25 protein-coding genes and 3 tRNA genes are annotated in these 24,180 nt (G+C 71.1%); 9 read left to right on the top strand and 19 right to left on the bottom strand.

The genetic code is table 11. From position 1 onward, the window contains the following. Positions 1-17: 17 nt before the first annotated feature. The 3 genes from betA to Q9S36_RS26140 form a co-directional block, all read right to left on the bottom strand. Positions 18-1,730 (bottom strand): choline dehydrogenase, encoded by a 1,713-nt coding sequence (betA, locus tag Q9S36_RS26150; protein ID WP_311287757.1) that lies wholly within the window; start codon positions 1,728-1,730, stop codon positions 18-20. Continuing rightward, entirely contained in the window at positions 1,727-3,205 is a 1,479-nt protein-coding gene (locus Q9S36_RS26145) for an aldehyde dehydrogenase family protein (RefSeq protein WP_311287756.1), read from the bottom strand. Before Q9S36_RS26145 ends, betA begins: the two co-directional genes overlap by 4 nt. A gap of 90 nt (positions 3,206-3,295) precedes the next feature. Then, entirely contained in the window at positions 3,296-4,069 is a 774-nt protein-coding gene (locus Q9S36_RS26140) for an IclR family transcriptional regulator (protein WP_311287755.1), read from the bottom strand. Between the two features lie 110 nt (positions 4,070-4,179). Between Q9S36_RS26140 and purU the strand changes: the two genes are divergently transcribed. Next, positions 4,180-5,028 (top strand): formyltetrahydrofolate deformylase, encoded by an 849-nt coding sequence (gene purU, locus Q9S36_RS26135; RefSeq protein ID WP_311287754.1) that lies wholly within the window; start codon positions 4,180-4,182, stop codon positions 5,026-5,028. A gap of 37 nt (positions 5,029-5,065) precedes the next feature. Further along, on the top strand, positions 5,066-6,745 hold the full coding sequence (locus Q9S36_RS26130) for a formate--tetrahydrofolate ligase (protein WP_311287753.1): 1,680 nt from the start codon (positions 5,066-5,068) through the stop codon (positions 6,743-6,745). Between the two features lie 214 nt (positions 6,746-6,959). Here the strand turns inward: Q9S36_RS26130 and Q9S36_RS26125 are convergent, their stop codons facing one another. Next, entirely contained in the window at positions 6,960-8,531 is a 1,572-nt protein-coding gene (locus Q9S36_RS26125) for a trimethylamine methyltransferase family protein (protein WP_311287805.1), read from the bottom strand. Positions 8,532-8,573: 42 nt separating this feature from the next. Between Q9S36_RS26125 and Q9S36_RS26120 the strand changes: the two genes are divergently transcribed. The 5 genes from Q9S36_RS26120 to Q9S36_RS26100 are packed head-to-tail and all read left to right on the top strand — an operon-like array spanning position 8,574 to position 13,488. Beyond that, positions 8,574-9,377: an IclR family transcriptional regulator gene (locus Q9S36_RS26120; protein ID WP_311287752.1), complete on the top strand. Its 804-nt coding sequence runs from the start codon at positions 8,574-8,576 to the stop codon at positions 9,375-9,377. Next, positions 9,374-10,039: a corrinoid protein gene (locus tag Q9S36_RS26115; RefSeq protein WP_311287751.1), complete on the top strand. Its 666-nt coding sequence runs from the start codon at positions 9,374-9,376 to the stop codon at positions 10,037-10,039. Before Q9S36_RS26120 ends, Q9S36_RS26115 begins: the two co-directional genes overlap by 4 nt. Further along, positions 10,036-10,917, top strand: a complete 882-nt coding sequence (locus tag Q9S36_RS26110) for a dihydropteroate synthase (RefSeq protein ID WP_311287749.1) — start codon at positions 10,036-10,038, stop codon at positions 10,915-10,917. The genes Q9S36_RS26115 and Q9S36_RS26110 overlap by 4 nt, the downstream gene beginning before the upstream one ends. Continuing rightward, positions 10,914-12,902, top strand: a complete 1,989-nt coding sequence (locus Q9S36_RS26105; RefSeq protein WP_311287748.1) for an ASKHA domain-containing protein — start codon at positions 10,914-10,916, stop codon at positions 12,900-12,902. The genes Q9S36_RS26110 and Q9S36_RS26105 overlap by 4 nt, the downstream gene beginning before the upstream one ends. After that, positions 12,895-13,488 (top strand): DUF1638 domain-containing protein, encoded by a 594-nt coding sequence (locus Q9S36_RS26100; RefSeq protein WP_311287747.1) that lies wholly within the window; start codon positions 12,895-12,897, stop codon positions 13,486-13,488. The genes Q9S36_RS26105 and Q9S36_RS26100 overlap by 8 nt, the downstream gene beginning before the upstream one ends. On the opposite strand, the gene Q9S36_RS26095 is transcribed toward Q9S36_RS26100, so the two are convergent. The 3 genes from Q9S36_RS26095 to rplJ form a co-directional block, all read right to left on the bottom strand. Further along, the gene (locus Q9S36_RS26095; RefSeq protein WP_311287746.1) at positions 13,485-14,327 is read right to left on the bottom strand and encodes a methylenetetrahydrofolate reductase; all 843 of its coding nucleotides are present in this window, start codon (positions 14,325-14,327) and stop codon (positions 13,485-13,487) included. The two genes, Q9S36_RS26100 and Q9S36_RS26095, sit on opposite strands and share 4 nt — an antisense overlap. A 143-nt stretch (positions 14,328-14,470) precedes the next feature. Further along, a complete protein-coding gene (gene rplL, locus Q9S36_RS26090; RefSeq protein WP_311287745.1) occupies positions 14,471-14,866 on the bottom strand; it encodes a 50S ribosomal protein L7/L12 in 396 nt (131 codons plus the stop codon). 77 nt (positions 14,867-14,943) lie between these two features. Continuing rightward, positions 14,944-15,594 (bottom strand): 50S ribosomal protein L10, encoded by a 651-nt coding sequence (gene rplJ / locus Q9S36_RS26085; RefSeq protein WP_311287744.1) that lies wholly within the window; start codon positions 15,592-15,594, stop codon positions 14,944-14,946. A gap of 286 nt (positions 15,595-15,880) precedes the next feature. On the opposite strand from rplJ, the gene Q9S36_RS26080 reads away from it, so the two are divergent. Continuing rightward, entirely contained in the window at positions 15,881-16,870 is a 990-nt protein-coding gene (locus tag Q9S36_RS26080) for a DnaB-like helicase C-terminal domain-containing protein (protein ID WP_311287743.1), read from the top strand. Positions 16,871-16,907: 37 nt separating this feature from the next. On the opposite strand, the gene Q9S36_RS26075 is transcribed toward Q9S36_RS26080, so the two are convergent. The 6 genes from Q9S36_RS26075 to Q9S36_RS26050 form a co-directional block, all read right to left on the bottom strand. Continuing rightward, positions 16,908-17,765 (bottom strand): hypothetical protein, encoded by an 858-nt coding sequence (locus tag Q9S36_RS26075; protein WP_311287742.1) that lies wholly within the window; start codon positions 17,763-17,765, stop codon positions 16,908-16,910. Between the two features lie 172 nt (positions 17,766-17,937). Next, entirely contained in the window at positions 17,938-18,660 is a 723-nt protein-coding gene (gene rplA, locus Q9S36_RS26070) for a 50S ribosomal protein L1 (RefSeq protein ID WP_311287741.1), read from the bottom strand. A gap of 63 nt (positions 18,661-18,723) precedes the next feature. After that, a complete protein-coding gene (rplK, locus tag Q9S36_RS26065) occupies positions 18,724-19,152 on the bottom strand; it encodes a 50S ribosomal protein L11 (RefSeq protein ID WP_056907132.1) in 429 nt (142 codons plus the stop codon). Between the two features lie 220 nt (positions 19,153-19,372). Beyond that, entirely contained in the window at positions 19,373-20,203 is an 831-nt protein-coding gene (gene nusG, locus Q9S36_RS26060) for a transcription termination/antitermination protein NusG (RefSeq protein WP_311287740.1), read from the bottom strand. A 51-nt stretch (positions 20,204-20,254) separates the two neighbouring features. After that, on the bottom strand, positions 20,255-20,512 hold the full coding sequence (gene secE, locus Q9S36_RS26055) for a preprotein translocase subunit SecE (protein ID WP_311287739.1): 258 nt from the start codon (positions 20,510-20,512) through the stop codon (positions 20,255-20,257). Positions 20,513-20,555: 43 nt separating this feature from the next. Next, positions 20,556-20,628: transfer RNA gene (locus Q9S36_RS26050), tRNA-Trp, on the bottom strand. A 129-nt stretch (positions 20,629-20,757) separates the two neighbouring features. Between Q9S36_RS26050 and Q9S36_RS26045 the strand changes: the two genes are divergently transcribed. Next, positions 20,758-21,798: an adenosine deaminase gene (locus Q9S36_RS26045; RefSeq protein WP_311287738.1), complete on the top strand. Its 1,041-nt coding sequence runs from the start codon at positions 20,758-20,760 to the stop codon at positions 21,796-21,798. Here Q9S36_RS26045 and Q9S36_RS26040 read toward each other — a convergent pair whose 3' ends face one another. The 6 genes from Q9S36_RS26040 to Q9S36_RS26015 form a co-directional block, all read right to left on the bottom strand. Next, complete coding sequence (locus Q9S36_RS26040; protein ID WP_311287737.1) at positions 21,799-22,851, bottom strand: UDP-N-acetylmuramate dehydrogenase; 1,053 nt, start codon at positions 22,849-22,851, stop codon at positions 21,799-21,801. It abuts the gene before it with no gap. After that, the gene (locus Q9S36_RS26035; protein WP_311287736.1) at positions 22,844-23,242 is read right to left on the bottom strand and encodes a MaoC/PaaZ C-terminal domain-containing protein; all 399 of its coding nucleotides are present in this window, start codon (positions 23,240-23,242) and stop codon (positions 22,844-22,846) included. The genes Q9S36_RS26040 and Q9S36_RS26035 overlap by 8 nt, the downstream gene beginning before the upstream one ends. Then, entirely contained in the window at positions 23,239-23,652 is a 414-nt protein-coding gene (locus Q9S36_RS26030; protein WP_311287735.1) for a MaoC family dehydratase N-terminal domain-containing protein, read from the bottom strand. Before Q9S36_RS26030 ends, Q9S36_RS26035 begins: the two co-directional genes overlap by 4 nt. 88 nt (positions 23,653-23,740) lie before the next feature. Beyond that, positions 23,741-23,911 (bottom strand): 50S ribosomal protein L33, encoded by a 171-nt coding sequence (gene rpmG, locus Q9S36_RS26025; protein WP_311287734.1) that lies wholly within the window; start codon positions 23,909-23,911, stop codon positions 23,741-23,743. Positions 23,912-23,958: 47 nt separating this feature from the next. After that, a tRNA-Met gene (locus Q9S36_RS26020) sits at positions 23,959-24,035 on the bottom strand. Positions 24,036-24,070: 35 nt separating this feature from the next. Continuing rightward, positions 24,071-24,143 (bottom strand) — tRNA-Thr (locus tag Q9S36_RS26015). Between the last annotated feature and the right edge of the window lie 37 nt (positions 24,144-24,180).

Below are 24,180 nucleotides of genomic sequence, written 5' to 3'. Positions count from 1 at the left end.
CACGACCGCCGCGGCTGTCAGGTGGCGTTGCGGGCGTCTCCGGGCGGGTGGAGCGGGCTCTCGTCACGGTGCCGGTAGTAGGGCACGTCGGCGGCGGGGAGCGGGGTGTTGCCCAGGATCAGGTCGGCGGCCTTCTCGGCCACCATCATCACCGGGGCGTAGATGTTGCCGTTCGTGACGTAGGGGAAGACGCTCGCGTCGACGACCCGGAGGCCGTCGGTGCCGTGCACGCGCATGGTGGCGGGGTCGACCACGGACATGTCGTCGGTGCCCATCTTCGCGGTGCACGACGGGTGCAGGGCCGTCTCGGCGTCCTTGCGGACCCACTCCAGGATCTCCTCGTCGGACTCCACCGAGGGGCCGGGCGAGAGCTCGCCGCCGTTGAACGGGGCGAAGGCCGGCTGGTTGAGGATGTCGCGCGCCACGCGCACCGCCTCGACCCACTCCCGCTTGTCGTTGGCGGTGGAGAGGTAGTTGAAGAGCATCCTCGGCTTCTGCCGCGGGTCGGTGGACGCGATGCGCACCCAGCCCCGGGTGTCGGCGTACATCGGGCCGATGTGGACCTGGTAGCCGTGGGCGTAGCGGTCCTGCCCGGCCGGCGCCGAGCCGTCGTACCGGATCGCGATCGGCAGGAAGTGGAACATCAGGTTCGGCCAGTCCACGTCCTCGTTGGACCGGCAGAAGCCGCCGCCCTCGAAGTGGTTCGAGGCCGCGGTGCCGGTGCGCCGGAGCAGCCACTCGAGCCCCACCAGCGGGCGGTTGCGCCACTTGAGGCCCTCGACGATCGACACCGGCTGCAGCGAGGCGTACTGGATGTAGACCTCGAGGTGGTCCTGGAGGTTCTCGCCCACGCCCGGGAGGTCGTGCACCATCTCGACCCCCAGCGGGCGCAGGTGATCGGGATTGCCGATGCCCGAGAGCTGGAGCAGCTGTGGCGAGTTGATCGCACCCCCACAGAGGATCACCTCGCCCGCAGCGGCGTACTCGTGCCTGCGACCGGCGCGGAGGTACTCCACACCGACCGCCCTCCTGCCGTCGAAGCGGACCTTCGTCGCGTGCGCGAACGTCTCGACGGTGAGGTTCTTGCGGCCCATCACCGGGTGGAGGTAGGCGCGGGCCGCGGACATCCGCACGCCCTTGACGATGTTGCGGTCGAAGCGCCCGAAGCCCTCCTGGCGGTAGCCGTTGACGTCGTCGGTCAGCGGGTAGCCCGCCTGCTGGGCCGCCTCGAAGAAGGCGCTGAACAGCGGGTTGGTCGCCGGGCTCCGCTCCAGCTTCAGCGGTCCGGAGCCACCGCGCCAGGCGTCGGCGCCGACCATCCCGTCCGGGAGGATCAGCGACTCCATCCGCTTGAAGTACGGCAGGCAGTGGAGGTAGTCCCACGCCTCCATCCCCGGGTCGGCCGCCCACCGCTCGTAGTCCATCGGGTTGCCGCGCTGGAAGATCATGCCGTTGATCGACGACGAGCCACCGAGGACCTTGCCCCGGGCGTGGTAGACCCGGCGACCGCCCATCGCGGGCTCGGGCTCCGTCTCGTAGCGCCAGTCGTAGAGCGGGTTCCCGATCGGGAACGGCAGTGCCGCCGGCGCGTGGATCAGGGGGTCGAAGCGGTCGGTGCGACCGGCCTCCAGCACGAGCACCCGGGTCGAGGGGTCGGCCGAGAGGCGGTTGGCCAGCGCGGAGCCGGCGGAGCCGCCGCCGACGATCACGTAGTCGTAGGCCCTGCTCATGCCCCGTCACCTCCGAACCAGCGCTGTGCCGCCGGGCGGATGTTGTGCCAGACGTGCTTGGTCTCGCGGTACTCGTCGAGGCCGGCCAGGCCGAGCTCGCGGCCGGTCCCGGACTGCTTGTAACCGCCCCACTCGGCCTGCGGGACGTAGGGGTGGTAGTCGTTGATCCACACGGTGCCCATCCGCAGCCGCGCCGCCACCCGCTGGGCGCGCCCGGCGTCCTGGGTCCACACCGCGCCGGCGAGGCCGTAGATGCTGTCGTTGGCGATCGCGACGGCCTCGTCCTCGCCGTCGAAGGTCTCGACCGTGAGCACGGGGCCGAAGGACTCGTCCTGGGTCACCGACATCGACGACGTGCAGCCGTCCAGGACGGTGGGCAGGTAGTAGAAGCCGTCCGACAGCGCCTCGTCGTCGGGGCGGGCGCCACCGCAGCGCAGGACCGCACCCTCCTCGAGCCCGCGGGCGACGTAGGCCTCGACCTTGTCCCGGTGCGCGGCGCTGGTCAGCGGCCCGGTCTCGGCCGCGTCGTCGAACGGGCCGCCCAGGCGGATCCGCCCCGCCTGCTCGACCAGCGCGTCGACGAAGCGGTCGTGCACCGAGCGCTCCACCAGCAGGCGTGCGCCGGCCGAGCAGACCTGGCCGGAGTGGAGGAACACGGCGGTGAGCGCGTAGTCGAGCGCGACGTCGAGGTCGGCGTCGGCGAAGACGATGTTGGGGTTCTTCCCGCCCAGCTCGAGGGCGACCTTCTTCACCGTCGCCGCCGCGGCGGCACCGATCCGCCGTCCGGTCTCCAGGCCGCCGGTGAACGACACCATGTCGACGCGCGGGTCGGAGGACAGCGGCGCCCCGGCGTTCGCGCCCGCGCCCAGCACGAGGTTGCCCACCCCTGGCGGCAGCCCCGCCTCCTCGAGCAGGCGCATCAGGTGGATGGCCGAGTGGGGCGTCAGCTCGCTCGGCTTGAGGACGAAGGTGTTCCCGGCCGCGAGGCAGGGAGCGACCTTCCACGACACCTGGAGCAGCGGGTAGTTCCACGGGGTGATCAGCCCGCACACCCCGATCGGCTCGTGCACGATGCGGCTGACCACGTCGGGGTTGCCCGTGTCGACGACCCGGCCCGACTCCTCCGCCGCGATCCGCCCGTAGTGGCGGAACACCGACACGACATCCGCGACGTCGTACTGGCTCTCGACGAAGCGCTTGCCGGTGTCGAGCGACTCCATCCGCGCCACGTCGTCGGCGTCCCGCTCGAGCAGGTCGGCCAGGCGCAGCAGCAGGTCACCCCGGTCCCGGCTCGACTCCCGTGGCCACGGGCCCTCGTGGAAGGCGGCGTACGCCGCCGCGATCGCGGCCTCGGTGTCGTCCGGGCCGGCCTCGGCGACCTCCGCGACGAGGCTCCCGTCAGCAGGGCAGCGGATCTCGCGCCGCTCCCCCGCGCGGGCGTCGACCCAGCTGCCGTCGATGTACAGGTCGGGCACGAGTGCCTCCCTCTCCTCGTTCGGAAGAATGCTGTGGCCCGGGTCGGGCGTCAAGGCTCCGTCCGGTCGGCGCACCGGCACCGGCAGCGCTCAGCGATGGCCCCAGCCGAGTCGGTGCGAGACCTCGGAGGCGGCGGCCATCGTGAGGGTGACGACATGGTCGAGGCGGTCGGCGCCGAGCCGGAAGGTCGGTCCCGAGACGCTCATCGAGGCCACCACGTCGCCGTGCGCGTTGCGGACCGGGGCCGCGACCGCGGTGAGCCCGACCTCGAGCTCGTCGACGGCCAGCGCGTGCCCCTGCTCCCGCACGCGGGCCAGCTCCTCGCGCAGCTTCGCCCGCCGGGTGATCGTGTGCTCGGTGTAGGTCGACAGCGTGCCCAGGGCGGCGTCGAGCGCGTCGTCGTCCAGGCCGCTGAGCAGCACCTTGCCGTTGCTCGTCGCGTGCAGGGGGATGTGCTGGCCGACCCAGTTGTGCGGCTGGAGCGCCGAGGACCCGGCCACCTGGTCGAGGTAGAGCGCGGACCCGTCCGACAGCACCGCCACGTTGACCGTCTCGCCGGTCTCCGCGGCGAGCTGGCGGCAGACCGGGCGCGCCTCCTGGACCAGGTCGAGCCGCGCCGTGGTGGCGCCGGCCAGGCGCAGGATGCCCACGCCGAGGCGGTAGCGCCCGCGGTCGCCGGTCTGCTCGACGAGGCGATGTGCCTCGAGGGTCGCGACGAGGCGGAACGCGGTGCTCTTGTGCACGCCGAGCTCGGCCGCGATCTCGGTGACCCCGCCCTCGCCGGTGCGCGCGAGGACCTCCAGGATGCTGAGCGCCCGGTCGACGGACTGGACCCCGGTGCCGGCCTCGGCAGCGTTGCGCATGGCGCGACACTAGCGCACAAGCTGTTGCGTATCGCAGACTGCGTTTCGTCAAGCGCAACAATCCAGCCGACAATGGGGCCGTCATCGACCGCACCATCGAAGGAGCAGCCTTGGGAGACTTCGTCCTCATCCTCTCGTGCCCCGACCGGCCGGGCATCGTGCACGCCGTGTCGGGGTTCCTCGTCGAGCACGGCGCGAACATCGTCGAGAGCCAGCAGTTCGGGGACAGCCTGACCGACCGCTTCTTCATGCGCATCGGCTTCACCGCCGGCGACGGCCACGACGCGGGTTCGCTGCACGCGGCGTTCGGCGCGGTGGCCCAGCGCTTCGGGATGGAGTACGAGCTGTGGTCGGCGCAGGCGCCGTACCGCACGCTGCTGATGGTCTCCAAGCACCTGCACTGCCTCAACGACCTGCTCTTCCGGGCGAGCACCGGGGCGCTGCAGGTCGAGATCCCGGTCGTGGTCTCCAACCACCGCGACGCCGAGCCGCTGGTCCGCTCCTACGGCATCGACTTCCTGCACCTGCCGGTCACGCCCGACACCAAGCCCGCAGCTGAGCGGCGCCTGCTCGAGGTCGTCGAGGAGACCGGCACGGACCTCGTCGTCCTGGCGCGCTACATGCAGGTCCTCTCCGACGACCTCTGCCGCCAGCTCTCGGGTCGCGCCATCAACATCCACCACTCGTTCCTGCCGAGCTTCAAGGGCGCCCGGCCCTACCACCAGGCCTTCGACCGGGGCGTGAAGCTCGTCGGTGCGACCGCGCACTACGTGACCGCCGACCTCGACGAGGGCCCGATCATCGAGCAGGACGTGATCCGGGTCGACCACAGCTACGACCAGGACCAGCTCGTCGCCGCCGGGCGCGACGTCGAGGCGCAGGTGCTCTCGCGCGCCGTGCGCTGGCACACCCAGTCGCGGGTGCTGCTCAACGGAGAGAGGACCGTCGTCTTCAGGTAGGCGGCGCACCACGGCCACACAACGGGAGGGACCACCCATGCTGTCCGACATCGAGATCGCCAACGCGGCCGTGCTGCGCCCCATCCGCGACATCGCGGACACCACGCTCGGCATCCCCGAGGAGAGCCTGGTCCCCTACGGCCACTACAAGGCCAAGGTCGACCTCGGGTACGTCGCCTCGCTGGCGGACCGGCCGCTCGGGCGGCTGGTGCTGGTGACGGCGCTGTCGCCGACCCCGCCGGGCGAGGGCAAGACCACCACGACCGTCGGCCTCACCGACGCGCTCCACGGCCTGGGCCACCGCACGGTCGCCTGCCTGCGTGAGCCCTCGATGGGCCCGGTCTTCGGCATGAAGGGCGGCGCGGCCGGCGGCGGCTACAGCCAGGTCGTGCCGATGACCGACATCAACCTGCACTTCACCGGGGACTTCGCCGCGATCGCGGCGGCCAACAACCTCCTGGCGGCGCTGATCGACAACCACGTCCACCACGGCAACGAGCTCGACATCGACGTCCGGAGCGTGACGTGGAAGCGCGTGCTCGACATGAACGACCGGGCGCTGCGCGAGGTGACCGTCGCCCTCGGCGGGCACGCCAACGGCTTCCCGCGCGAGGACGGCTTCGACATCGTGGTCGCCTCCGAGCTGATGGCGATCTTCTGCCTCACCGAGTCCTGGGGCGACCTCAAGCGCCGCATCGGCGACATCGTCGTCGGCTACACCCGGGCGATGGCGCCCGTGACCGCGCGCGAGCTCGGCGCCGACGGCGCCATGGCTGCGCTCCTGCGCGACGCCCTCGCGCCCAACCTGGTCCAGACGCTCGAGGGCGCCCCCGCCTTCGTGCACGGCGGCCCCTTCGCCAACATCGCCCACGGCTGCAGCTCGGTGATGGCGACGCGTGCCGGGCTGCGCCTGGCCGACATCGTCGTCACCGAGGCCGGCTTCGGCGCCGACCTGGGCGCGGAGAAGTTCGTCGACATCAAGTGCCGCAAGTCCGGCCTGCGCCCCGACGTGGCGGTGGTCGTGGCCACGGTGCGGGCGCTGAAGTACCACGGCGGTGTCGCGCTGGCCGACCTCGGCACCGAGGACCTCGCCGCGGTCGAGGCGGGCATGGTCAACCTCCGCCGCCACCTCGACAACATCCGCGACGTCTACGGCATCCCGGCCGTCGTCGCGGTCAACCGCTTCCCCACCGACACCGACCTGGAGGTCGCCAGGGTCGTCGAGCTCGTCGGCGCCGAGGGGGTCCGCGCCTTCCCCGCGACCCACTTCGCCGACGGCGGCACCGGGGCGCAGGACCTGGCCAAGGGCGTCCTGGCCGCGCTCGACGAGCCGTCGCCGTACGAGTTCTCGTTCACCTACGACGACGACCTGTCGCTGACGGAGAAGGTCGAGGCGATCGCGACCCGGCTGTACGGCGCCGGGCTGGTCACCTGGGAGGCGCGGGCCCGCCGGCGGCTGCTCCGCATCGAGAAGGACGGCTACGGCGGGCTGCCGGTCTGCGTGGCCAAGACCCAGTACTCCTTCTCGACCGACCCGACCAGCCTCGGCGCCCCGTCCGGGCACGAGCTCCACGTCCGCGAGGTGCGGCTCTCCGCCGGAGCCGGGTTCGTGGTCGTCGTCTGCGGGGACATGATGACCATGCCCGGCCTCCCCCGCGACCCCTCGGCCGGCCGGATCGACCTCCTCGACGACGGGACGATCCTCGGCCTCAGCTGATCACCGCCGAGGTGCGACCCCGTTGCTGGTCGAGGGGCGAGGAGCGCCAGCGACCCCTTGCCGGTTGAGGTGCGAGGAGCGCCAGCGACGAGCCTCGAAACCGCTCGTCGAGGTTTCGAGGCTCGCTGCGCTCGCACCTCAACCAGCGAGGACGGCGCTGCGCTCGCACCTCAACCAGCGAGGGCGCTGCGCTCGCACCTCGACCAGCGGCAGCTCAGTCGCCGAGCTCGGCTCGGCGGCGGATGACGTACTCCTGGAGCTCCTGGCGGATCGCGTCGTCGAGCGGCGGCTCCTCGTAGTCGGCCAGGGTCTTCTGGTACGCCTCGGCGGCGCGCTCGTTGGCGTCCTTGCCGCCGTTGCGCATCCATCGCTCGTAGTTCTCCGACGACGAGAGCAGGGGGCGGTAGAAGCACGTGCGGAAGCGCTCCATGGTGTGCATCGCGCCGAGGAAGTGACCGCCGTGACCGACCTCCTGGTGCGCGTCGAAGGCCATCGAGGCCTCGTCGATCTCGAGCGGGGTGAACTCGTGGCGCAGCATCTGGAGCAGCTCGATGTCGACGATGAACTTCTCGTAGCCGGCGACGAGACCGCCCTCGAGCCACCCGGCCGAGTGCATCACCCAGTTGGCGCCGGCGAGGAAGGTCGGCATCAGGGTCATCAGGGCCTCGTAGCCGGCCTGGGCATCGGCGACCTGCGAGGACGTCAGCCCGCCGCCGGTGCGGAACGGCAGCCCGAAGTGCCGGGCGATCTGGCCCGTGCACAGGAGGCCGAGACCGGACTCCGGCGTACCGAAGGTCGGCGAGCCCGACTGCATGTCGATGTTGGAGAGGAACGACCCGAAGATCACCGGGGTCCCGGGACGGATGAGCTGCGAGAGCGCGATGCCCGACAGCGCCTCCACGATCTGCTGCACGAGCGCGGCCGGGATGGTCACGGGCGACATCGCGCCCATCAGGATGAAGGGCGTGAGCACGACCGGCTGGCCGGCCGCGGAGTACTCGAACTGCGCCTCGAGCATCCGGTCGTCCCAGCGCAGGGGCGAGTTGCAGTTGATCAGCGAGATCGTCGCCGGCGTCTCCTCGATCGCCTCGCGCGAGCCGAAGAGGATCGAGGTCATCGCGATGGTGTCCGCGGCGTTCACGCCCGAGACCACGTTGCCCATGTAAACCTTGTCCGTCAGCGTCTGGAGCGCGTACGTCATGTCGAGGTGGCGGCTGTCGAGCGGGGTGTCGTTCGGCTCGCAGATCACCCCGCCGGCGGAGTCGAGCACCGGGTAGGACTGCGCGAGCTGGGTGAAGCGGCGGAAGTCGTCCATCGTCGCGTCGCGGCGCACCTCCCCCTCGCGGACGAACGGCGGGCCGTAGACGGCACCGAACGCCATCGCGTCGCCGCCGATGTGGATCGAGTGCTCGGGGTTGCGTGCCTGCACGTCGAACTCGCGCGGCGCCTTGGCGACCTGCTCGAGGACGAAGTCGGGGTCGAGGAAGACGGTGCGGTCCTCCACCTTCTGCCCGGCGGCGCGGAACAGGTCGAGGGCGCGGTCGTCCATGAACTCGACGCCGATTTCGGTCATCAGCCGCCGCCACCCCTGGTCGAGCGTCGCCATGGCGTCCTGGGACAGCACCTCGTAGCGGGGCATCACGTTGCGGAACACGGGGTCCTCCTGGGTCTGGCGGGTCTGGCGGAGCTCTGGCGGGGCCGGTCCGGGACGGGCGGCGACGCGCAGGACGCTTGACCGCAGCCAGACCCGGCTTCTAGCCTCATGATGTGGAACAAGGTTCCACATCATGGAACTGCTTGGGAACCCCTCCGGCGAAGGGAGCCACACGTGGGCGACGCAGCCCCCGGCACCCGCGCACTCGACCGCGCCGCGGACCTGGTCGCCACGGTCGTGCACGCCGACGAGCCAATGACCTTCGCCGACCTCCAGGACGCGAGCGGGCTGGCGAAGTCGACGACGTCGCGGATGCTCACCGCGCTCGAGCGCAGCGGCCTGCTCGAGCGCGACGCCGCCGGGTCCTACGTCGCCGGCCGGCTGTTCTGGCTCTACGCCGCCCGGCACGACCCGTGGGACGAGCTGGTCCGGCTGGCGCGACCGGCGATGGACGCGATCGGCGAGGCCACCGGGGAGACCGTCCACCTGAGCGTCGCGCGCGGCGAGCGCGTGGTCCAGGTGGCGCAGGTCGACTCCCGCTACCTCCTCGGCACCCGCGACTGGACCGAGATCGAGGTGCCGCCGCACTGCTCCGCGCTGGGCAAGGTGCTCTACGCCTGGCACGCGCTCGAGGTCCCCGACGGCGACCTCGAGCGGCCGACGCCCGAGACGCTGGCCGACAGCGCCGCCCTTCAGCGCGACTGCGTCCGCACGCGCGAGCGCGGCTGGGCGGTCACGGCCGACGAGCTCGAGATCGGGCTCACCGGTGTCGCGGTCCCGGTCCACGGGACTCGCGGCGACGTCGTCGCGGCGCTCGGGATCTCCGGACCCACCCCTCGCCTGGAGGGGCGGCTCGACGACCTCGGCCGCAGCCTCCTGGACCACGCCACCGCGCTGTCGTCCCTGCTGCGCGGACCGGCGCCCCACAAGACCCGAGAACCCCGGACACCGGCACGAGCCCAGGAGGTGGTCGCATGACCCCCGAGGAGATCCTCCAAGCCCTCTACGACGAGACGCTCGTCGGCAACGCACCTCGCGTGCTCGAGCTGACCGAGGAGGGTCTCTCGGCCTCGATGGAGCCGCAGACGCTGCTCTTCGACGCGCTCATCCCCTCGCTCGAGGAGGTCGGCGCGCGCTTCGAGCGCGGCGACTTCTTCGTCCCCGAGATGCTCATCGCGGGCCGCGCCATGGCGGGCGCGATGGAGCGGCTGCGGCCGCTGCTCGCCGAGACCGGGGTGCAGACGATCGGCAAGTTCCTGATGGGCACGGTCAAGGGCGACGTCCACGACATCGGCAAGAACCTCGTCAACATCATGCTCGAGGGTGCCGGCTTCGAGGTCATCGACCTCGGCGTCCAGGTCGCGCCCGAGAAGTTCGTCGCCGCGATCGACGAGCACCAGCCTGACATCGTCGGCTTCTCGGCGTTCCTCACCACCACGATGCCGATGTTCAAGGCCAACATGAACGCCCTCGAGAAGGCCGGCATCCGCGACAGCGTGATCGTCATGGTGGGTGGCGCACCGGTCACCCAGGAGTACGCCGACGCGGTCGGGGCCGACGGGTACGCCGCGGACGCCTCGCAGACGGTCAAGCGCGCCAAGAGCCTGCTCGAGGAGAAGCGCGCGAAGGTGCCGGCATGACGACCGCCGAGCCGCTGAGCACCGTCCTGCGATCCGCGACCAAGGAGGTCGTGATCGGCCACGAGCACCGCTTCTGCCTCATCGGCGAGCGCATCAACCCGACCGGCCGGCGCATCTTCCAGGAGCAGCTGCGCGAGGGCGACATGTCCGCCATCGAGCGTGACGTCAGGGCACAGGTCGAGGGCGGTGCTGACGTGCTCGACGTCAACATGGGGGTGCCACTGACCGACGAGCCCGAGCTTCTGGCCAAGGCCATCACGATGGTCCAGGGCCTCACCGACCTGCCGATCTGCATCGACTCCTCGGTGGTCGAGGCGCTCGAGGCCGGCCTGTCGGTCTACGAGGGCCGCGCGCTGGTCAACTCCGTCACCGCCGAGGACGACCGGCTCGAGCTCATCCTCCCGCTGGTCAAGAAGCACGACGCCGCGATCATCGCGCTGCCCAACGACCACGACGAGATCCCGATGGAGGCCGACAAGCGCGTCGAGCTGACCCGCAAGATCGTGCGGGTCGCCACCGAGGAGTACGGCATCGCGCAGGCCGACATCGTCATCGACCCGCTCGCGATGCCGATCGGCGCCGACACCACCACGTCCCTGGTGACCTTCGAGGTGATGCGCCGCATCCGCGACGAGCTCGGCGTCAACATGACCTGCGGTGCCTCCAACGTCAGCTTCGGCATGCCCGACCGCCACACGCTCAACGCCACGTGGCTGCCGATGGCGATGACCTCCGGGCTGACCAGCGCGATCATGGACACCCGCACGCCCGCGATCGTCGAGGCGGTCAAGGCCGCCGACGTGTTCCTCGGGCACGACGACTGGGGCATGGCGTGGATCTCCGCGCACCGCGCCAAGCAGGCGGCGGCCGCGGGGTGAGCGGACCGCCCGAGGGACCCGACTTCTCCCTGGCGGACGTCGCCCGCGAGGGCCTCATCGAGCGACCGGGGGCCGAGCCCGCGCCGCACGACGGCACCGGTCGCGTGGACCTCGCGTTCACCGTGGCGGGCCGCGCCGAGGACGGCGCCGAGCTGCCCCCCACGCAGCGCGACGTACGCGTCCCACCCGGCGTGACGGTGTTCGACGCGGCCTCGTGGAACGGCATCGCCATCGACTCCACCTGCGGCGGCCACGGCACCTGCCACAAGTGCAAGGTGCGCGTCACCTCCGCCACCGAGCTGCCGGTCACACGCCACGACGCCCGGACGTTCACGCCCGCCCAGCTCGACGACGGCTGGCGGCTCGGCTGCCTGGTGCAGGCGACGCGCGACCTGGCGGTCGAGGTGCCCCCGCTCACCACCCGGCCGAAGGCGGCCACCGTCGGCATCGGCCGCCAGGTCATCCTCCGACCGGCGGTGCAGAAGCGCTACGTCGAGCTCGAGGAGCCCACCCTCTCCGACCAGCGCACCGACCTGGCCCGGCTCACCGACGCGATCGACGACCTCGAGGTGACCGCCGACGTGCACGCCCTGCGACGCCTCGGCACCGTGCTCCGCCAGTCCGACTTCAAGGTCACCGCGGTCGTGGTCGACGAGGACCTCGTCGACGTCGAGCCCGGCGACACCACCGCCACGAGGTACGCCATCGCCTTCGACCTCGGTACGACGACGGTGGTCGGCACGCTCCTCGACGTCGGCACCGGCACTCCCCTCGCGGTCGCCTCGACGCTCAACCGCCAGCAGCCGTTCGGCGGCGACGTCATCACCCGGATCAGCGCGACGATGATGGACGACCAGGCGCTCGACCGGCTGCGCGAGGCGGCGGGCGCGACGCTCGCCGAGCTCGCCGCCCGCGTGTGCCGCGAGGCCGGCGTCGAGCCCGGCCACGTCTACGAGGTGGCGATCGCGGGCAACGCCACCATGACCTCCCTCGTGCTCGGCGTGGACCCCGAGCCGCTCGGTGTCGCCCCCTTCGTGATGCCCGTCGCCCAACCGCCCACCGTGCTCGCCGCCGACATCGGGCTCGAGCTGCACCCCCGGGCGCGGGCCTTCTTCTTCCCGGCGCTCGGTGCCTACGTCGGCGGCGACATCGTGGCCGGCATGCTCGCCACCGGCATGGACCGCGACAAGCGGGTGCGCCTGTTCATCGACGTCGGCACGAACTGCGAGATCGTGCTGAGCGACGGTGACCGCATCGTGTCCACCGCCGCGCCCGCCGGGCCGGCGTTCGAGGGGGGCGCCATCCGCTGCGGCATGCGCGCCGCCGACGGCGCCGTCGAGGTGGTGAAGGTCGACCCGCACGCGGCGTCGGAGGACCCGGCGGTCACCCTCGGCGTGATCGGTGACGTCGAGCCGAAGGGGCTGTGCGGGTCGGGCCTGGTCGACGCGGTCTCGGAGCTGGTCCGGGTCGGCCTGCTCGACGGCACCGGCCGGCTGGTGAGCGACGAGGCGGCCAAAGAGATCGCCCCGGCGCTGGCCGACCGGCTGGCGCGGATCGGCGAGGAGCGGGTCTTCGTCCTGCACCGCCCCACTCCCGAGGCTGAGCCGGCCGAGTGCGTGTATCTCTCCCAGCGCGACGTCCGCGAGCTCCAGTTCGCCAAGGCGGCCATCTCCACGGGGTGGTCGCTGCTGCTCCAGGAGCTCGGTCTCGAGCACCGCGATGTCCAGCAGGTGCTGCTCGCCGGCTCGTTCGGCAGCTACCTCTCCCCGGCCTCCGCGGTCCGGATCGGGCTGGTGCCGAGGCTCCCGGTGCTGCGCATCGTCGCGGCCGGCAACGTCGCGGGCGAGGGGGCCAAGATGGCGCTGCTCTCGGTCCGCGAGCGGGCCGGTGCGCTGGCTCTGCTGGAGGAGGTGACCTATGTCGAGCTCTCCGACCGCCCCGACTTCAACGACGCCTTCGTCGAGCAGCTCGCCTTCGGTGGGTGAGCGGATCGCCCTCATCGCGTGCGGCGCGCTCGCCCAGCCCGCGGCCGGCGCGGTCGAGCGCCACCGGTGGCCCGTCGACGTGCACCCCCTCCCACCGCTGCTGCACAACCACCCCGAGCGGATCGCCGACGAGGTGCGCACGCTCGCCGAGCGCTTGCGGGCGTCGTACGCACGGGTGGCGATCGGCTACGCCGACTGCGGCACGTACGGCGCCCTCGACCGGGTCTGCGACGCCCTCGGCCTCGAGCGGCTGCCGGGTCTCCACTGCTACGACCTGTACGCCGGCAGCGAGCGGCTCGAACGGCTCTTCGCCGAGCAGCCCGGCACCTACGTGCTGACCGACTTCCTGGCCCGCTCCTTCGCCCGCACGGTCCTGCAGGAGCTCGGCCTGGACCGCTACCCGGAGCTGCGCGACACCTACTTCGGCCACTACACGCGTGTGGTGTGGCTGGCCCAGCAGCCCGACGCGGAGCTGCGCGCGCTCGCCGAGCAGGCCGCCGCGAGCATCGGCCTGCCGCTGACCGTGGTGGAGACCGGGACGGTGGGCCTGGACCGGGCACTGGCCGACCTCGTCGGCGCGGGCTAGGACTGCAGGCGCTCGAGCATCCCGGTGCGCCAGGCCTCGGACTCGGCGATCTGGTTGAAGGTGAAGACGTGCAGTCCCTCCACCAGCGCACCCTCGCCGAGCGCCGGGGCGCACTTCTCCAGGAAGCTCTCGCCCGTGAAGCCGCCGGGCGCGGCGAGCCTCGCGAAGAGCCCCTTGTTCTTGGCCAGGAAGCGGGTCGACTCCCCGACCCCGATCTTCGTGGCCATGCCGAGCAGCTTGGCCCGCTCCACCGGGCCGGGGAGGCCGAGGAGCAGGGGCATGGTCACGCCGCGGGCGCGCAGCCGGCGCACCCAGTCGCGCACCACCGCCGGGTCGAAGGTCAGGTTGCTGACGATGTGGGTGGCGTAGCGCCGCTTGTCCCACATCGACTGCACGGTGAGGTCGTCGTGGATCGTGGGGTGCGACTCGGGGTAACCGGTGATCCCGACGTGTGCGAACGGCGAGCCCATCGCGGCGAGGTCCTCGAGCAGGCCGAGGGCGTCGAGGTAGTCGCCCGCGGGCTCGGCGTCGCCGCCGGGGACGAAGACGCGGACGATGCCCTTGCCGACCAGGCGGTCGACGATCTCCTCGAGCTCGGAGCGGCCGCTGACCATACGCGCGGCCAGGTGCGGCACGACGCCGTACCCGTGCCCGTGCAGGCGCTCGGCGAGGTCGAGGGTCGCCTCGAGGCCCTTGGACGGGGAGGCGGTCACCGTGATGGTCCGCTCGCGCGGGACGTGCTCGAGGACCTTGTCCTCGGTGGACGCGGTGGGCAGCACCTCGTACCGGGCGTTGGCCAGCAGGCGGGTCAGGGTCGCGGCGTGACGCTTGTTGCGCATGGAGCAACTCGTTTCGTGATGCGCATCGAGTTCGCCCACTCTAATCGCTCGGGGCGCACGGCGACAGAACCCCTGGGTGGGGAAATGCGACGAGGGGCGGCCACCTCACGGTGGCCGCCCCTCGGCGTGCGACTAGCGGATCGTCACTTGACGGTGACGGTGGCGCCGGCGGCCTCGAGGGCCTCCTTCGCCTTGTCCGCGGTCTCCTTGTTGGCGTTCTCGAGGATCGTCTTGGGGGCGGCCTCGACGAGGTCCTTGGCCTCCTTCAGACCGAGGGAGGTCAGGGCGCGCACCTCCTTGATGACGTTGATCTTCTTGTCGCCGGCGGCCTCGAGGACGACCTCGAAGTCGTCCTTCTCCTCCGCGGCGGCGGCGTCGCCACCGGCAGCGCCACCGGCGGCCGGGGCGGCAGCCATGGCGACGGGGGCGGCGGCGGTCACGCCGAAGGTGTCCTCGAACTGCTTGACGAACTCGGAGAGCTCGATCAGGGTCATCTCCTTGAACGCGTCAAGGAGCTCGTCGGTGCTGAGCTTCGCCATGGTGGCGGTTCCTTCCGTGTGTGGCACGAGCGCGGTGGTGCGTCGTACCGGGTTTCAGGTGGTGTACGTCGGCCTGGTCAGGCGTCGGTCGACTCGGCGGCCGGCTCGGCAGCCTCGTCGGTCGCCTCGGTCTCCTCGGCCGCGGGGGCCTCGTCGACCGGGGCGTCCTCGGCAGCGGCCGGCGTGCCGGCACCACCTGCGAGGATCGAGGGGTCCTGCTCGGCCTTGGCCTGGAGCGCACCCGCGAGGCGGGCGGCCTGGGCGATCGGCGCGTTGAGCAGGTAGACGGCCTGGGAGAGGCTCGCGAGCATCGCGCCCGCCAGCTTGCCCATCAGCACCTCGCGCGACTCGAGGTCGGCCAGCTTGGCCACCTCGGACGCGTCGAGCGGCTTGCCGTCCAGGACTCCACCCTTGATGACAAGGGCGGGGTTCGCCTTGGCAAAGTCACGCAGACCCTTGGCGGCCTCGACCACGTCTCCATTGATGAAGGCGATGGCGGTGGGGCCGTTGAGCAGGTCGTCGAAGCCTTCGATGCCGGCCTCGGAGGCGGCGATCTTGGCCAGCGTGTTCTTGACCACGGCGTAGTTGGCGTTCTCGCCGAGGGAGCGCCGCAGGTCCTGCAGCTGCTTCACGGTGAGCCCGCGGTACTCGGTCAGCACAGCGCCGGCGGAGTCGTTGAAGGACTCAACGATCTCTGCAACGGCGGCAGTCTTCTCTGGCCGCGCCATGGGTCTCCTTCCGGGGTTGACCACCGGCGTCGGGCCCACAGACGACGAACGCCCTGAGCACAGGCTCAGGGCGTGGATGCGGCGGGTGCCGCTGCTCTGTCACCTGCGCCGGCCGCCCGCTGCTGCGGACCTTCGGTCACGGACGTGGAGCCCATGACAACCTGCGGTCTCTGGTTTCGAGATGGAACAGTACGCGCTCGCGCCGGGCCCGCCAAATCGGTGCACCGCCCACGGCAAACGCCGCATTCGCCTGCCGCGGAGGTGCATCGCTGGGACCATGGTGCGCGTGGATCACCAGCTCATGACCGTCGGGGCCTCCCTGGCCCGCAGCGACGAACGCATGCTCACCGGACGCAACGCCGCCGGACGGGTCTGGAAGACCGGCTTCGCCGGGCTCGACCCGCTCATCGGCGGCGGCATGCGCGCGGGCTCGCTCCTCCTGCTCGCCGGACCACAGGGCCTCGGCAAGTCGACCTTCGCGCTGCAGATGGCCCGCAACAACGCCGCCACCGGCCGCCCCGTCCTCTACTTCTCCTACGAGCACGACGCCGAGGACCTCACGCAGAAGCTCATCGCGATGGAGGCCGGCGAGCTCGACGAGTCCGACCAGGTGCGGGTCAACAGCATCCGCTCGATCTTCGACGACCTGTGGGTCAGCTCGCTCGAGCACCGGCTGGAGTCGGTGCCCTCCGGCGTCGACGCGCTCAAGCGGGTCGAGCACTACTCCGAGCACCTCTTCGTGCACCGCTCCACCGGCACCCGCACCGACCTGGCCGCGATCCAGGCGGCGATCGAGGCGGTGCGCCAGCACGCCGGAACCACCCCGCTGGTGGTCGTGGACTACCTCCAGAAGGTGAAGTCCACCCACCTCGACGAGGAGACCCGCTCCACCGAGATCGTGGAGGGCCTCAAGGACCTCGCGATCGACATCAGCGCGCCGATCCTCGCCATCGCCGCGGCCGACAAGGACGCACTGCGCACCGGCAAGCGGATGCGAGCGAGCGACCTGCGCGGCTCGAGCGCGCTGGCGTACGAGGCCGACGTGGTGATGGTGCTCAACAACAAGTACGACATCGTCGCGCGCCACCACCTGACCTACGACCTCACCAACGCCGAGCGGTTCAAGGACTACGCCGTGCTGACGGTGGAGAAGAACCGCTTCGGTCGCGACGGCGTCACGCTGCAGTTCCGCACGCGCTTCGACCAGGGCCGCTACGAGCCCGAGGGCTTCGAGGTCAAGGAGCAGCTGATCGACGAGCGGGTCTTCCGGGAGTGACCCGCCCGCCGATCGCGGACGACGTGCGCGTGGGGCTTCAGGCGGCGCCGGGGAACATGTCCTCGGTGACCTGGTCGGCCGGCGGGGCCTCGATCTCGACGTCGGTGCCGAAGTCGGAGTAGGTGCCCTCGCTGGAGGTGGAGGTCGGCTTGCCGCCGCCCATCGCGGGCACCTCGAGCGACTGGGAGAACTTGCGCGGCAGGTCGTCGCCGTCCACCCACATCTCGGTGACGAGCTCCTTGGGCATCATGTCGGCCATCGCGGGCGGGAACTCCATCGCTTCGAGGTACTTCGTCGGGTCCATGGTGATCCGGTAGTGGTTGGTCTCCACCCCGTCGACCTCCTCGGTGCCCACGAGCTCGAGCTTCTTGGGCGCCTCCATGGCCTTGAACATGACCTCCGGGTCGGTGGCCTTGCCGATCATGCCGAACAGCGAGTTGGGGTCGCTGAGGTCGACCTTGAGCCACTTGTCGCCGGTGCCGAGGTCGGCCGACTTGAGGTACATGGCCTGGTCGATGAGGATCAGCTCCATCGGTTGGGCGCCCGTGCTGGACGCCTTCATCTCGACCCCCTCGTCGCCGAACCGGGCCTGGCCCTCCATCGTCTGCGACTGGCCGCCGGACTCCGAGACCGTCTGGAAGTTGAAGGTCTCCGCCTCGCGCATCGCCTCCATGACGGCGGGGTAGAAGCCGGCGGCGTCGAGCTCGGTGGGCGCGTCCGCCTCCTCGGTCTCGGTCTGCTCCTCGCTCTCGGACGCCTCGTCGGCGCCGCGGTCGGTCGCGGAGCTGGAGGAGTCGGACCCCGAGGAGTCGTCGCTGCAGGCCGCGAGGCCGGCACCCACGCTCAGGACCAGGGCGGCGGAGCCGAGTCGGCGGGCGAGGGACGTGACGCGCATGGGGTCTCCTGGTGCTGGCGTACGGGCGGTGCGGCCGGGCGGCCGGGCGGTAAGCGTGCAAGCCCTTCCTACCCGATGGCCCCTCAGCGAAACGACGGCAGCGCCCCGAAATGCGGATCGGCCCGGCCGCCCCCTGCGGGGCGACCGGGCCGATGCGGCTGCTGCCGGTGGATCAGGCCTGGACGGCCTCGTCCTCGGAGGCGACGTTCTTGACGCGGTTGGGGTCGACCTGGATGCCGGGACCCATCGTCGTCGAGACGGTGACCTTCTTGATGTAGCGGCCCTTGGAGCTGGCCGGCTTGAGACGCAGCACCTCCTCGAGCGCGGCGGCGTAGTTCTCCGCGAGCTGGACCTCGGAGAAGGACGCCTTGCCGATGATGAAGTGCAGGTTGGCGTGACGGTCCACGCGGAACTCGATCTTGCCGCCCTTGATGTCGGTGACGGCCTTGGCGACGTCGGGCGTCACGGTGCCGGTCTTCGGGTTCGGCATGAGGGAGCGGGGGCCGAGGACGCGACCGAGGCGGCCGACCTTGCCCATCATGTCGGGGGTGGCCACGACGGCGTCGAAGTCGAGCCAGCCGCCGGCGACCTTCTCGATCAGCTCGTCGCCGCCGACGAACTCGGCGCCGGCCTCACGGGCAGCCTCGGCCTTGTCGGCGTTGGCGAAGACCAGGACGCGCGCGGTCTTGCCGGTGCCGTGGGGCAGGTTCACGGTGCCGCGGACCATCTGGTCGGCCTTGCGCGGGTCGACACCCAGGCGCATGACGACGTCGACGGTCTCGTCGAACTTCTTCTTGGAGCCACCCTTGGCGATCTTGATGGCGGCCAGCGGGGCGTAGAGCTCGTCCTTGTCGAACGTCTCGGCGGCCGCGCGGTAGGTCTTGCTGCGCTGCATTGTCTTCTCGTTTCTGTGGTGCGAAGGATGTGGTTACGCGAGCCAGCGCGGCTCTCCCACGGTTCAGTCGGTCGTGACGCCCATCGAGCGCGCAGTGCCCTCGACGATCTTCATGGCCGCGTCGATGTCGTTGGCGTTGAGGTCGGGCAGCTTGGTGGTCGCGATCTCGCGGACCTGGTCCTTGGTCAGCTTGCCGACCTTGTCCTTGTGCGGCACGCCCGAGCCCTTGGAGAGGCCGGCGGCCTTCTTGATCAGCTCGGCGGCCGGCGGGGTCTTGGTGATGAAGTCGAAGGTGCGGTCTTCGTAGATGGTGATCTCGACGGGGATCACGTTGCCGCGCATGGACTCGGTCTGGGCGTTGTACGCCTTGCAGAAGTCCATGATGTTGACGCCGTGCGGGCCGAGCGCCGTACCGACAGGCGGGGCCGGGGTGGCCGAGCCGGCCTGCAGCTGCACCTTGACGAGCGCGGCGATCTTCTTCTTGGGAGGCATTGCCTTCTTCTCTCTTCTCTGTGGTCACGACGAGGACGGACGTCCTCTGCCACGGGTTGTTGCTTACTTCATTGTCGCTTCTGAGCGGCCACTCGTGAAATCGGGCCGTTCAGGTGGGTTTCGAGACGCGTCACCCGGCCGCTCGCTTCGCAGCGCGTCCGGGTCGACGCTCCTCAACCTCTTCGCCCTGCGAAGTCCTCGCAGGCTCGGACTTCGGGGCTCAGACCTTCTGGATCTGGCTGAACGACAGCTCGACCGGGGTCTCGCGGCCGAAGATCTCGACGAGCGCCTTGACGCGCTGCGACTCGGCGTTGATCTCGGTGATCGTCGCGTGGAGCGTGGCGAACGGGCCGTCGACCACCATCACGGAGTCGGAGACCTCGAAGTCGGCGACCTCGACCGGCTTGCGCGGGGTCGTGGCGGAGCCCTTCTCGCCCGACGCGGCGGCCTCGGCCTCGGCGACGGCCACGACGGCCGGGGCCAGCATGTCCTCGACCTCGCTCATGCTCAGCGGCACGGGCTGGTGGCTGTGGCCCACGAAGCCGGTGACCGACGGCGTGTGGCGCACGGCCGACCAGGACTCGTCGGTGAGGTCCATGCGGACCAGGACGTAGCCGGGGAGGACGGTGCGGGTGACCATCTTGCGCTGGCCGTTCTTGATCTCCGCGACCTCCTCGGTGGGGACCACGATCTCGTGGATGTAGTCCTCCATGTTGAGGGAGATGATGCGGTTCTCGAGGTTGTGCTTGACCCGCTTCTCCATGCCGGAGTAGGTGTGCACGACGAACCAGTCGCCGGGCTTGGCCCACAGCTCGCGGCGGAACGCCTCGAGCGGGTCGTTCTCCTCGGCGTCGGCCTCGGCCTCGTCAGCCTCGGCGACGACCTCGTCGGAGCCGGCCTCGTCAGCCTCGTCGGCGTACTCGTCCGCCTGCTCGGCGTCGCCGGCCTCGTCGGCGCTCTCGTCGACGGTCAGGTCGGCGTCCTCGGGGGCCGCCTCGTCGACGGACTCGACCTGGTCCTCGACCTGGTCCACGTCATTGCTATCCGACACGTCTCACTCCGTACTTCGTTGCTGGGGGGCGGGGATCCACTGCCCCGGACGTCACTGGGTGTTGCTGCCGGTGAAGATCTCGAAGACCAGCTTTCCGAAAGCCAGGTCGAGCACCGAGACCAGCGCCATCACCACGGTGACGAAGACCAGCACCACGAAGAAGTAGGTGATCAGCTGCTGCTGGGTGGGCCACACCACCTTGCGGAGCTCGGCGACCACCTGGCGCAGGAACGTGACGGGGCTGGTGCGCCCACGGTCGTCGCCGCGCGAGTCGCGCCGCGCGTCCTGAACCGCGTTGCCGTCGGCCACGTCATCCACCTTCTCGTCCGGGTTGCTGTGCAGTGTTTCCTCGCAGGGCACGAGGGACTTGAACCCCCAACCTTCGGTTTTGGAGACCGATGCTCTGCCAGTTGAGCTAGTGCCCTCCGGTGGTCTCCGCCCGACGGTGCGGGCATGCCGAAGCATCTGGCGAAACCACCAATCGGGAAGCATACGGGGCCGATCCAGCCGAGTCGAACCGAGGGATCCCACCGACGTCCACCTACGATGCCCGCATGGGGACTCCGGCCGTCGGCGGCGACCACCGGCGCGAGGTGTCGCAGCTGCCGAAGGCCCACCTCCACCTCCACTTCACGGGCTCGATGCGGCACGGCACCCTGCTCGAGCTCGCCGAGCGCGACGGGATCGTCCTGCCCGACTCCCTGGTCGAGGACTGGCCCCCGCAGCTCAGCGCCGCCGACGAGAAGGGCTGGTTCCGGTTCCAGCGCCTCTACGACGTGGCGCGCTCCGTGCTGCGCACGCCCGACGACGTACGACGGCTCGTGCTCGAGGCGGCCGAGGACGACGTCCGCGACGGCGGGCGCTGGCTGGAGATCCAGGTCGACCCCAGCGGGTACGCCGCGCGCTTCGGCGGGATCACCGCCTTCACCGACCTCGTCCTGGACTGCGTGCGCGACGCCAGCGAGCGCACCGGCCTCGGGATGGCGGTGGTGATCGCCGCCAACCGCACCCGGCACCCGCTCGACGCCCGCACGCTGGCCCGGCTCGCGAGCCAGTACGCCGGCCGCGGCGTCGTCGGCTTCGGGCTGTCCAACGACGAGCGCCGGGGCCGCACCGAGGAGTTCGAGGGTGCCTTCCGGATCGCCGAGCGAGCCGGCCTGCTGCTGGTCCCGCACGGCGGCGAGCTGCGCGGCCCGGAGCACATCCGCACCTGCCTCGACCGCCTCGGCGCGCAGCGGCTCGGGCACGGCGTGCGCAGCGCCGAGGACCCCGACCTGCTGGACCGGATCGTCCAGGCCGGCGTCGCGCTCGAGGTGTGCCCGGTGTCCAACGTGGCGCTCGGCGTCTACTCCGACCTCACCTCGGTCCCGCTCCCGGACCTGCTCGCCGCCGGCGCGACGGTCGCCCTGGGCGCCGACGACCCGCTGCTGTTCGGCTCGCGGCTCGCGGGGCAGTACGCCACCATGCGGGCCGCGCACGACCTCGACGACGCCACCCTCGCCCGGCTGGCGACGATGTCGTTCGAGGCCTCCCAGGCGCCGCCCGAGGTGCGGGAGGCCGCCCGCCGCGACATCGCCGCCTGGCTCGCCGGGTAGTCAGAGGGTGCAGCCGATGGTGACCGGCTCGTTGACCAGCCGGACGCCGTACGACGCCTCGACGCCGTCGCGGATCTCTCGGGCCAGCGTCAGCAGCTCGGCGGTGGTCGCGCCGCCGCGGTTGGTGAGGGCGAGGGTGTGCTTGGTGGAGAGGCCGACCCGGTCCCCTGCGGCCGTGCTGGTGTAGCCCTTGCCGAAGCCGGAGCGCTCGATCAGCCACGCCGCGCTCGACTTGAGGGTCCCGTCGGGCTGCTCCCACCGGGGTGCTTCGGCGGGCAGCGCGGCGGCCTGCTCGGGCGTGAGGAAGGGGTTGGTGAAGAACGACCCCGCCGACCAGGTGTCGTGGTCGTCCGGGTCGAGGACCATCCCCTTGCCGCGCCGCAGCCCGAGGACGGCCTCGCGCACGTCGCGCAGCGGGGCGCGCCCGCCCTCCGCGACGCCGAGCGTGCGGGCGAGCTCGGCGTACGCGACCGGGGCGCCGAGCACGCCCTGGCGGAGCTGGAAGGTCACGTCGAGGACGACGTGGCGGCCGGGGTCGGCCTTGAACCGGCTGGTGCGGTAGCCGAAGTGGCAGTCGGCGGCGGCGAAGGTGCGCACGCCGCGCAGCACCCGGTCCCAGACCCGGACCCGCGCGATGGTCTGGGAAACGTCCTGGCCGTAGGCGCCGACGTTCTGGATGGGGGTCGCGCCGACCGAGCCGGGGATGCCGGACAGCGCCTCGACGCCGATCCAGCCGCGGTCGACGGCCTCGGCCACCAGGTCGTCCCACGACTCGCCCGCCGCGACGGTGACCGTCGCCCCCGAGCAGGAGGGGTCGCCGGAGCGGTCCACGTCGGCGGTGATGCCACGCGTCGCGACCTCGACGACGGTGCCGGGGAAGCCCTCGTCGGCGACGACCAGGTTGGACCCGCCGCCGAGCACGAGCACGGGCTCGCCCGCTGCGTCGGCCTCGCCGACCGCGGCGACCAGCTCGTCCTCGGTGGTGGCGCGGACCCACCGCTGTGCGGGTCCGCCGAGACGGAGCGAGGTGTGCGCGCTGAGGGCCTCAGGCACGCACGACCGCCTTCGGCATGCCCAGCACCTTCTGGCCCTCGCAGGTCACCTCGAGCACGAGGGTGACGAGCCCGTCGGCGACCGACTTCACCGTGCCGGCGACGACGACCTCGGCGCCGCCCTCGGCCGGTACGACGACGGGGCTGGTGAACTTCGCCCCCAGGTCGACGACCTCGGCGCCGTCGGTCCACTCGGCCACGGCGCGCCCGACCAGGGCGAGCGTGTACATGCCGTGCGCGATCACCCCGGGCAGGCCGACGCTGCGTGCGACGTCCTCGTCCTGGTGGATCGGGTTGTGGTCGCCGCTGGCCTCGGCGTAGGCGACGAGGTCCGCGCGGGTGACGGTGAAGGTCCGCGGCTCCAGGGCGTGGCCGGCCTCGAGGGCGGTCACTGGTCGGCCCCCGCCCCGGACGCGTGGACGAGGGTCGCCTTGCCGGTGCAGACCACGGCACCGCTGGCGTCGGTGATCTCGCTGGTGGTGGCGATGATGTCGGCGGCGCCGATCTGGCGCAGCCCGGTGACGGTGAGCGTGGCGCTCAGCTCGTCGCCGACGGCCAGCGGCCGCACGTAGGCGAAGCGCTGCTCGCCGTGGACGATGCGGTGCAGGTCGATCTGCTCGGCGTCGAGGAAGGCCTGCATCGCGTCGAAGGCGAGGACGATCGGGAAGGTCGGCGGCACCGGGTCGTGGCCGTCACCGGGGTGGCCGACGGCCGCGGCGAAGGCGCCGACCCGCTCGGAGGTCACGGTCAGGGGTGCCGGCGCGGGGAACTCACGTCCCACCAGGGATTGGTCGACGGGCATGGTCACGACCCTAGTCGCGGGGGGCGGGCCCACAAACACGACAACCCGTCCGAGTGCTCGGACGGGTCGGGTGCGACGAGGAACGGCGTCAGCGGGTCTCGCGGTGGATCGTGTGCTTGCGCTCGCGCGGGCAGAACTTCTTCAGCTCGATCCGGTCGGGGTCGTTGCGACGGTTCTTCTTGGTGATGTAGTTGCGCTCCTTGCACTCGGTGCACGCGAGCGTGATCTTGGGGCGAACGTCAGAAGACTTGCTGGCCATGGGAAGAACCTTTTCGTTGCGGGTGGTGCGGAGGCTTGCCGACTTGGTGGTAGCGGGGGCGGGACTCGAACCCGCGACACCACGATTATGAGCCGTGTGCTCTAACCACCTGAGCTACCCCGCCGCGGAGGACGGACGCCCCGTGGGGGTCCGACCCAGAGCCCCTTTACGGAATCGAACCGTAGACCTTCTCCTTACCATGGAGACGCTCTGCCGACTGAGCTAAAGGGGCAACGACGGAGAACGATACACAGGCCCACGACGGATGA

Source organism: Microbacterium sp. ARD31 (genome assembly GCF_031844425.1).
Note: the sequence above shows the minus strand (reverse complement) of the source record. Positions and strands in the feature narration are given on the sequence as shown.